The sequence below is a fragment of the Bradyrhizobium sp. 35 genome (genome assembly GCF_023073215.1).
In the GTDB taxonomy this organism is placed as follows: Bacteria; Pseudomonadota; Alphaproteobacteria; order Rhizobiales; family Xanthobacteraceae; genus Bradyrhizobium; species Bradyrhizobium canariense_D.
Genome location: NZ_JADPJC010000150.1, coordinates 3,592 through 11,683, shown reverse-complemented (window position 1 = coordinate 11,683; position 8,092 = coordinate 3,592). Strand labels below are relative to the sequence as shown.

The window sequence follows — 8,092 nt, the reverse complement described above, 5'->3', positions numbered from 1 at the left end:
GTCAGCGGCTGGAAAAGTCTGCGCATCTCCTCTAGCCACAGCTTCTCGATCGGGGAGACTCCCATAACGATGAAGACCTTCGTGGTCTCCGGAGCCAGATTCTGAATCTGGTCGAGAGTGCTTAATACATCGACAGACACCGCGACCATTGCGTCGGTCGCCGGTGCGCTGGACGACATCTGCTGCGCGAGAGCCGCGTACAAGGTGGGTATCGACGGAAAATCCGCTGGCGGTTCTGCTGAAAGAATCGTGCCGCGGGGCCGCCGATCGTTAGGATGAGGTCGAGTTTGCGCTCGGAAAATACCGCATTCAAATAGCTGACAAAGGCGTCTTCATTCCCGTCGGGGAAGCGAGCCGTCGACAGCGAGACCTCGAAGATATCGATCGGATCCTTCGACTGAAGCCTCAACTCCTCCCGGATCGTTCTAGCGTAGTCATCCCACGGCGAGAAATCGCGGCCGACTGAATGGACAATGAGCACCCGCTTTGGCTGAGAGAAAGCCGCACCGGTCATTGCCAGGAGCAGAACTATCGAACTGAACAATATACGAGTTTTCATGCGATTATGCGGCCGAAAAAAGGGAGGTCACACTTGGTTCCGAAATCAATCCTACTCGATTTTCGGCACTACCTGTGCCTGTAATCGTTAAAGGACTCGATTTCAGTTCTCAGGGAATCCTGCCGACCGCATCGATCAGTAGTTTTGATAGAAACGGCTTCTTCAAATACGCAATGCAGCCCGCGTCGAATGCCGCCTGCCGGGTGACCTCACTATCGATCGCCGTCATCATAATGACCGGCAAATCCCTGCCTGATGCGATCAGCTGACGTTGCAGATCTATACCCGAAATTCCGCCAAGATGGACATCCAGCAGCAGGCAATCCGCCTCGCACTCGGCGTGGGCCTCCAAAAACAACTCCGCCGATGCAAACGTCCAGACGCGGAAGCCATGGGCCGATAATAGCCGGTTCAGACCTTGTAGCATACTCGGATTGTCATCGACGACAGCTATGGTGCGCATGGCGAAACGATCATCGGGTGTTTGTAGTCATCCTCGTGGTAAGGAACGCAATTCCCAGCTACGGATCGCGATCAGGACTGCTTCCAGCGCCACGCGGAAGCCATCTGCATAGGCCTTCCTTAGGACGCTATGCACAATCTGCTCTTAGCGCAGGGCTGCCAAGATCGATGTGAAACCGCTAGGGCTTCATTTCGATCCCTAGCTTCGCCCGCATGTCTTTGAACACAACGGCGACCGCCTCGACGATCAATTCACCAGGGTTCGCCTTGCAATAAACGATGATCTCGTGCTCGGCCTCTTTTGATTTGACAATATCCATATAGTGCTTGCGAGCAAGTCCATTGTACCAGCCGCTGTACCAGGCTGTCAGGCGGTCGGCGTCGCCTTGCCAGGTCCCGGCCAGCTGAGCGCATGTAAGCTTCTGTACATTGAGGAAGCCGTTGGCGTCGGCATAGGTGCTGAGATCGACTTGGCCGCGGGCAACGGGAATCGCCGTCGCGGATACTAGCGTTGCGAATATCAAGGCCCTGTACATCTTGCGCTCCATTCCATTCTCCTGCTGGGTTTGTCGCAGCACCGCAACAGTGGCGCACACCTGTCTCGACGTACCGATCACTGTCGCCTCCTCGCAGACAGCCACGCAAGAGTAACGCTGGCCGACCTCAGGTAGCGTTTCACGGTGCTCGTCCTTGTTGCAGCCCCAGCTGCGCGGCGCCTGGTCCGGTACGGCGCATCAACGGATCGGGAATATCTAGTGCGCCGCTTGGATGCCGGGCGGCTTCCAAGTGCCTTCGCCCGGCGGCAGGATCGAAGGCGGCTCGATCTTCGGCCAGTACAGCCGCATCACTAGGTAGATCGTGTCATTCGGTGCGGGCAGCCAGTTGGACTCCTTGTCCGCGCCCGGTGACTTGTTCTGGATGTAGAGCGTCAGCGATCCATCCGCGTTCTTTTTCATACTGGGCAGCATCGGCGAGTTGATCAGATAACGATTGATGGGGTTTTCGATCAACAGCTGGGACTTGCCGTCATACATAGTCAGCGACCAGAAAGCATTCACCGGCGGCTGCTGGCCTGGGGGAAATGTCAGGGTGTAGTTGCCCTTGCTGCCATCGAGCGTCCGGCCATCGCCGTCGATGCGCGTGTACGGATAGGTCGCTTCCTCCGGGTCGTTGCCATAAATGCCGGCCTGAGCGGCGACGGCACGCTTCAACCAGTCGCCGTTGTAGTGGGCGCTATTGCCTGGAAGACCGCTAACCCGCCAGCCATTGATCGCCTTGCCGGCATTGGCGACGGCCTCGTCGATTTTCCGCTGGCCCTCCTTCATGCCGAGGCCAAGCTCGATCTTATGCTCCAGTGGCAGGTCCTTGAAACTGAAGGTTCTCCCTGGACCAATGCCGATGCGCGCGAGCCGAGCGCGGATCTCCATCTCCTTGGCCTCCGGCGGTGCGAACTGCAGCGCAAAATCGAGATACTCGAAGAAGTTGGTCTTCACGAGTTCCTTGTCGATCTTCGGAAAGTCGACGGTTGGCGCGGCCCCTGGCGGCGTCTGCTTCAAATAGGCCGAAAGCATCTGCACCTTGTAACCAGCCTGCACCTTCTTGACGTTGTCGAGATCATCCGGGCCAAAAAGCTGGGTGCGATACCCCGCGAGGGAAAACTGTGTACTCGAACGGAACACCTGCTTAATGCCGGCCGGGGTGTCACCCTTCCAGTCGGGCCCGACCACCATGTAGTCGCCAGCTTCGCTCCCAGTGGCTCGTGTACCGACATAACCGTAATTGTAGGTATTGCCGTCGCAGAGCATGATCGAGTAGTAGCGCTTCGGGTCGTTCGCCGGCACCGACAGCACCACCGGCTCCGCCCGCAAATCCAGCCACACGAAGGAATACGGCGTGTCGCTGTTCGGCGTGACGATTGCTGTGTCCTTGTAAGTGTAAACGTTGGGTTCGTTCTTGATCTGGTTGAACGGTGCCTTGAACTGCCCCGAATTGCGATCTATCGCGTACTCGTACATGATGGCGTAGTTCATGACGATTGGCAGGCCATAGATGAAGCCTTGCTCGGCGATATCCTTGGCCTCTAACAGCCTGGGCCAATCGGCTTTGTTCTGCGCAATTGCTGACGTGGACTTTGCCGTTGTAGCGACGAGCGCAGTCATCGCAGCAGAGCAAAGCAGATCGCGTTTAGTCAACATAGTGCTGACTCCTCTTTAGGGACGATTGTGTTTGCGCGGTCCGACGCCGGTGTCGAAAGCCGGCGCTGGTTTATGGTTTAGACTGCAACCTTCGCTACTGGCGGAATCTTCCACGATCCATTGATGATCGAGGGGTTCTTCTCGCGCGGCCAATACAGACGCAGCATCAGGATGAAATCGCCGGGAGGCGACGGCAGCCAGTTGGATTCCTTGTCTTTGCCGGGTGTGTCCTTCTGGATGTAGAGGTCAACCGAACCGTCCGGGTTCGACTTGAGCTTCTCGCGCGCGCTGATCGAATAACGGTTGAGCGGGTTGTTGACGAAGAAATAGCCGGAGTCATACATCGTGAGCGACCAAAATCCCTCCGCCGGGGGCAACTGGCCCCTGGCGAAACGCATCACGTATTTGTTGGCGCCATTGTATTTGCGGCCCTCAGCATCCTTTTGTGAGGTCGGATAGACCGCGTCTTCTGGCCGATTGGCGCCAAGCCCGATCGCGGTGACGAGCGCGCGCATCAGGTAATCGGTTCCGTAGATGCCGGTCTTGGTTGTGAACGCCCAGCCGTTCTCGTCCGTAATAGCCTTGTTGATTTTGAACTGCAGCATGATCCGGTCGAAGGCGACTTCGGGCACCCGCTTGACGAAATCCGCCTTGAGCTTACTGGTGTCGAAATCCTCGCCGGGAACGATACCAATTTTGGCGAATTTCGCCAGCTGCGGCGCATCAGCCGCCGACGCCGGATTGTCCTTCATCAGCTTGCACAACAGCGTGAAGTACGCCAGCGCATCCATGCGGTTGACCTGCTCGCGCACCGCCGTCTTCATGTCAATCGATGGATCGACGGTCCCCGGAGGTGGTGTGTAGGGCTTGCCGTATGCGCTCAACGGCACCAGCTTGAACTCATCCTGCAGCTTGTGCACCTCGGCGTAATCTTGCGGCGTGCCGGTGCAGTAGATGCGCCCAAGCAGCCAAACGATGGCGGTGGGCGACTTGTATTCCTTGACTCCCGAGGGCAGCGAGCCCTTCCAGCCAGGGCCGGTGATTGCGTAGGTCTGCGCGCCAGTCCCAGTAGTGCGCTTGCCTGGGACCTGGAAGACACTGGTCCAGCCATCCAGCATCGGCAGCAAGAAATAACGACCCTTCATGTCGGGAATGCTGAGCACCCACGGCTCCTTGCCGACGTCGAAGAAAGATGTCGTATAGAGCGTGTCGGCATTCGGCGCGGTAACGTCGCGAAAGGATGCATCGGGATATTGCCGCAGCTTGATAATCTGGCCCATCGGTCCGCGTGTTCCGACCGGAGACGCTACATTGGTGATGACGCGCCGCGTCATTTCCATGGTCACAAGCGGATAGCCAAAAATGTAAGCGTCGGTGGCGAGCAGGAAATCCTCGACGCCCTCCTCGATTCCGAAGAACGAACCCAGTTCGGCACGGCTGATGGTGCTTGCGGAAGCGCCGGCCAGTAGGCTGATGCCGCCCAAGGTGAGATTTCGTCGAGTGATGTTCATTGAAAATTCCCGTTCAATCGGATTCGTTTGGTTCAGTTCAAAAATGCGCTGACGATTCCCCGATCGAGACGCCGTGCAAACGGGGAAGCGGTGCCTCCCCGCCTTTCGCAGGTCTCAATAACAGGGCGGATAGGGATAGTAGCCGCACGCCGGACGGGGATACGCGTATGGATGGTAGTACGCAGCCGCTCCATAAGCAGCCGCCCCGGCAGCGCCGGCATACATCGCGCCCCTGAACGCCGTGCGGCGGGCAACGCCGGCAAACGACATCGGCGTGAACGGCCGGCCTATGATATCGATGAAGAGCGCGGCCGCACCGTCGGCCCCGGCCAGATCGCCTTCAAGAACCTGGACGTTGAAGGTGAGTTTGTCGCCCTCGAGCTTCGGGTTCTTCAGCACCACAACGGCGTCCTTTACCGAGCCGTCCTTGCCGAGTACCGACACCGTTGCGTTGGGCGGGTTCTTGGCGAAGCTGTCATCACCGGATCCCCAATCTGCGATCACGTCCGCGGTTGGTTGATGACCCGCGGCGCGCACCGGACGGTCCGCGAAGATGATCGAACTCGGTGTCACGCCCGTCATGGTCAGCGCGTCACCCTGCAAGGTGGCGGCGCGCGAATTTAGTACGAACAGGGACGGCACGAGCTCGGAATTGGCTTTCCCTGAAGCCGCACCGATTGTTTTTATGCTGGGGGTTGCCGGAGCTGTCTGTCCGAGTGCCGCACCCGAACCGATCAACGCCGAAACCACCAGCAGTCCTGCAATCCGTGCCAGCTTTGCGCGCTTCATGTGTGCCTCTCCTGTTGTGAATGGGATGACCACGTCTGGGATGGTCACGCTCATTCACAACTATGAGGAGGGTTCGGGCGACTGGCTATGCAAAAACCGACAGCGCTAAGAATTGCTGAAACGATCCGAAAATGAAGAGTTGTCGGTGCGAACCGATTTTGCATAGCGCGTTCGGGCGCATATCCGCCAATGAGCGGTTGACGCCACCGAACGAGAGGGGCCGCCCGTGGTTATTATCCTGTGCCTTTATGTACTCGCGATGTGGCTGACATTTTCCAAGCTCAAGCTGGTCCGCTGGGGCTGGCTATCGGGGACTATCTCGATCCTGATCGGCGCGTTCATACTCGCGACATTCCTCGCGCTGTTCAATCATTTGACGCCATCAGGGAAGGTCACCGTCGCGGGCCGGGTGATCGAAGTGACGCCCAACGTCGCCGGTCAGGTGATCGCAATTCCGGTAAAGCCGAACGTAGCCGTGAAGTCAGGTGATATTCTGTTTCAGCTCGATCCGGCGCCATTCCAATATAAAGTGGCGCAACTGCAGGCGTCGTTAGCCGCGGCGAAACAGCAAACACAAATATTGAAAGCAAATTACGATCAGGCGACCGCGAACGTCGCCGGCCTCGACGCCCAATACAAGTACAATGCGAAGCGCCTCCAAGACATTCAGACGCTGTATGCCAGCGGATCCAACACCGAGTTCAAGGAGCAGGACACTCAGGTGCAGTTTGAGACGGTACGGGCACAACTCAACGTCGCCAGGGCAACCCAGCAAAGTGCCAAGTTGGCTTTGGATTCTGACTTACTCTCGCATCTTAGCGTTTTTGCTCTACTGCGGCCTCGGCCGATGGTTCGGTGCACGCAGCAGATCACATCCGGAGTTTGTTCGGGCCTCGGCCGGCGGGCCGCGACGAGGGTGAGAAATTGCAATGACGGGCGCGCCCGTAGTTTACATCGTGGACGACGATGCATCGTTTCGCCCAGCGATCTCCCGCGTGCTGAAGGCTTCGGGCTACGCCGTGGTCGATTTTGATTCGGCGTCTACCTTTTTGCAAAGCATCCGCGACGTCAAGCCGGGCTGCCTTCTCCTCGACGTGCAAATGCCTACGATCGGCGGTCTGGAGCTTCAGCAGGAGCTTAAAAAGCTGTCACATCAGTGGCCTATTATCTTCATGACGGCCCACGGCGATATCCCTATGAGCGTTCGCGCGATCAAGGCAGGTGCGGAAGACTTTTTGTCCAAGCCCATTCCCAAGCAGACGCTGTTGGAGGCGATCGAGCGCGCGCTATTACGACTTGAGGAGGCTCAGCAGAATCTAGGCCAGCTCAATGCGCTGAAGGCGCAAATCGCGAAACTAACTCCCCGCGAGAACGAGGTTTTTGCGCTGATGGTCCGCGGTAAGATGAACAAGCAGATTGCACATTTGCTCGGTACTTCCGAGCGAACCATCAAGTATCATCGACAGATGATCATGCAGAAGCTTGAAGTCGGTTGTTTTGCGGAGGCAGTCTCGGTGGCCGAGCGAACCGGGATCCTGACACCCCAGCCCTCGCCCGACGTCAAGAGCGCTTCATAGTCCTCGCCGCGCGAGCGCCCCGGCCGCCCCGCTGAGGGCCCCTCTACTAAAGGTTTTGCCCTCAGGTACAGTAGCGCACTGTCGCTCATGATGCTGAGTTGCCCCTGAGGTCCGGCGCTTTCGACGCGATCGCAGAATCGGGGGGCATTTGATGACTATCCGTTGTGCGTCAGCAACTCTTTTAGACGCTTCAGGCCAACCGACGATCCGAACCTGGCGCGATCTCGTGGTCCAAGCCGAGGCAATCGCTCTGGCAGAACTCGATTCACCGCTGCACATTTCGGCTCTCTGCAAAGCCCTTGCCGTCAGCGAGCGTACGCTGCGCAAGGCATTCCACAAACTCCACGGTGTACCCCCTTGTCGTCATCTGCGCATGCAGCGGCTGCTGCAGGCGAGGCGCGCGCTATTGTCCTCCGACAGCAGCCTCACGACGGTTACGGAGGTTGCCACCTGCTATGGTTTTGCGGAATTGGGCCGGTTCTCGGTTGAATATCGCAGCATTTTTGGAGAAAGCCCTTCGGAGACTCTGCAGCGAAGGTCGCAAGCCGAAGCCAGTAAGTCGCCTGAACGGCCGAAATACTCATCATCACCGCGACAATATCGGCCCGTAGCTGTGGCACATCCCGCATTCAATTAGCGTATCCGAAGTGGCATTCCGGCAACAACGAAGATGAAATTCTGCACCGCGTCGAATCTGCATAGCCGCGGCATATGGTTTTCTCGCTACGCTGACCCGAAGTTGACTTTGAGGGGCAAACGGATGACGCGCGAACAATCTCAGCAAACCCCAAGCTTTCGCCCCAGGAATGCCAGCGCAGCCATAGTGATAGCACTGCTGGCTGCCCTTCCGAGCGTGTCCCGCGCCGACGAAGGCGGCGTTTCGTACTGGCTGCCTGGCCGGTTTGGCAGCCTCGCAGCCGCTCCCGCCGTACCTGGCTGGTCGATGGCTGCGGTCTACTATCACACCACTGTCGAGGCTTCTGGGGCGGTGGCTGCGGC

8 protein-coding genes and 1 pseudogene are annotated in these 8,092 nt (G+C 58.0%); 3 read left to right on the top strand and 6 right to left on the bottom strand.

Annotated elements, in window-relative coordinates; all coding sequences use genetic code 11:
• The 6 genes from IVB36_RS31760 to IVB36_RS31735 form a co-directional block, all read right to left on the bottom strand.
• Positions 1–203 (bottom strand): hypothetical protein (locus tag IVB36_RS31760; RefSeq protein ID WP_247394230.1); only part of this gene is annotated, 203 nt, incomplete at its 3' end.
• A 465-nt stretch (positions 204–668) separates the two neighbouring features.
• Entirely contained in the window at positions 669–1,022 is a 354-nt protein-coding gene (locus tag IVB36_RS31755; protein ID WP_247394227.1) for a response regulator, read from the bottom strand.
• Positions 1,023–1,200: 178 nt separating this feature from the next.
• Positions 1,201–1,638 carry an HdeA/HdeB family chaperone gene (locus IVB36_RS31750; protein ID WP_247394224.1) on the bottom strand — a complete coding sequence of 146 codons (438 nt, stop codon included), beginning with the start codon at positions 1,636–1,638 and terminating at the stop codon, positions 1,201–1,203.
• A 135-nt stretch (positions 1,639–1,773) separates the two neighbouring features.
• Positions 1,774–3,216, bottom strand: a complete 1,443-nt coding sequence (locus IVB36_RS31745; protein WP_247394221.1) for a DUF1254 domain-containing protein — start codon at positions 3,214–3,216, stop codon at positions 1,774–1,776.
• Between the two features lie 77 nt (positions 3,217–3,293).
• On the bottom strand, positions 3,294–4,727 hold the full coding sequence (locus IVB36_RS31740) for a DUF1254 domain-containing protein (protein ID WP_247394216.1): 1,434 nt from the start codon (positions 4,725–4,727) through the stop codon (positions 3,294–3,296).
• A 114-nt stretch (positions 4,728–4,841) separates the two neighbouring features.
• Positions 4,842–5,516 (bottom strand): hypothetical protein, encoded by a 675-nt coding sequence (locus IVB36_RS31735; protein ID WP_247394213.1) that lies wholly within the window; start codon positions 5,514–5,516, stop codon positions 4,842–4,844.
• A gap of 226 nt (positions 5,517–5,742) precedes the next feature.
• Here IVB36_RS31735 and IVB36_RS31730 point away from each other — a divergent pair, with 226 nt between their 5' ends.
• The 3 genes and pseudogenes from IVB36_RS31730 to IVB36_RS31720 form a co-directional block, all read left to right on the top strand.
• Positions 5,743–6,549: a biotin/lipoyl-binding protein gene (locus IVB36_RS31730; RefSeq protein ID WP_247394210.1), complete on the top strand. Its 807-nt coding sequence runs from the start codon at positions 5,743–5,745 to the stop codon at positions 6,547–6,549.
• Positions 6,512–7,093: a response regulator gene (locus tag IVB36_RS31725; RefSeq protein ID WP_346731068.1), complete on the top strand. Its 582-nt coding sequence runs from the start codon at positions 6,512–6,514 to the stop codon at positions 7,091–7,093. Before IVB36_RS31730 ends, IVB36_RS31725 begins: the two co-directional genes overlap by 38 nt.
• Before the next feature lie 670 nt (positions 7,094–7,763).
• Positions 7,764–8,092 (top strand): annotated as a pseudogene (locus IVB36_RS31720) (hypothetical protein); the annotation flags it as partial.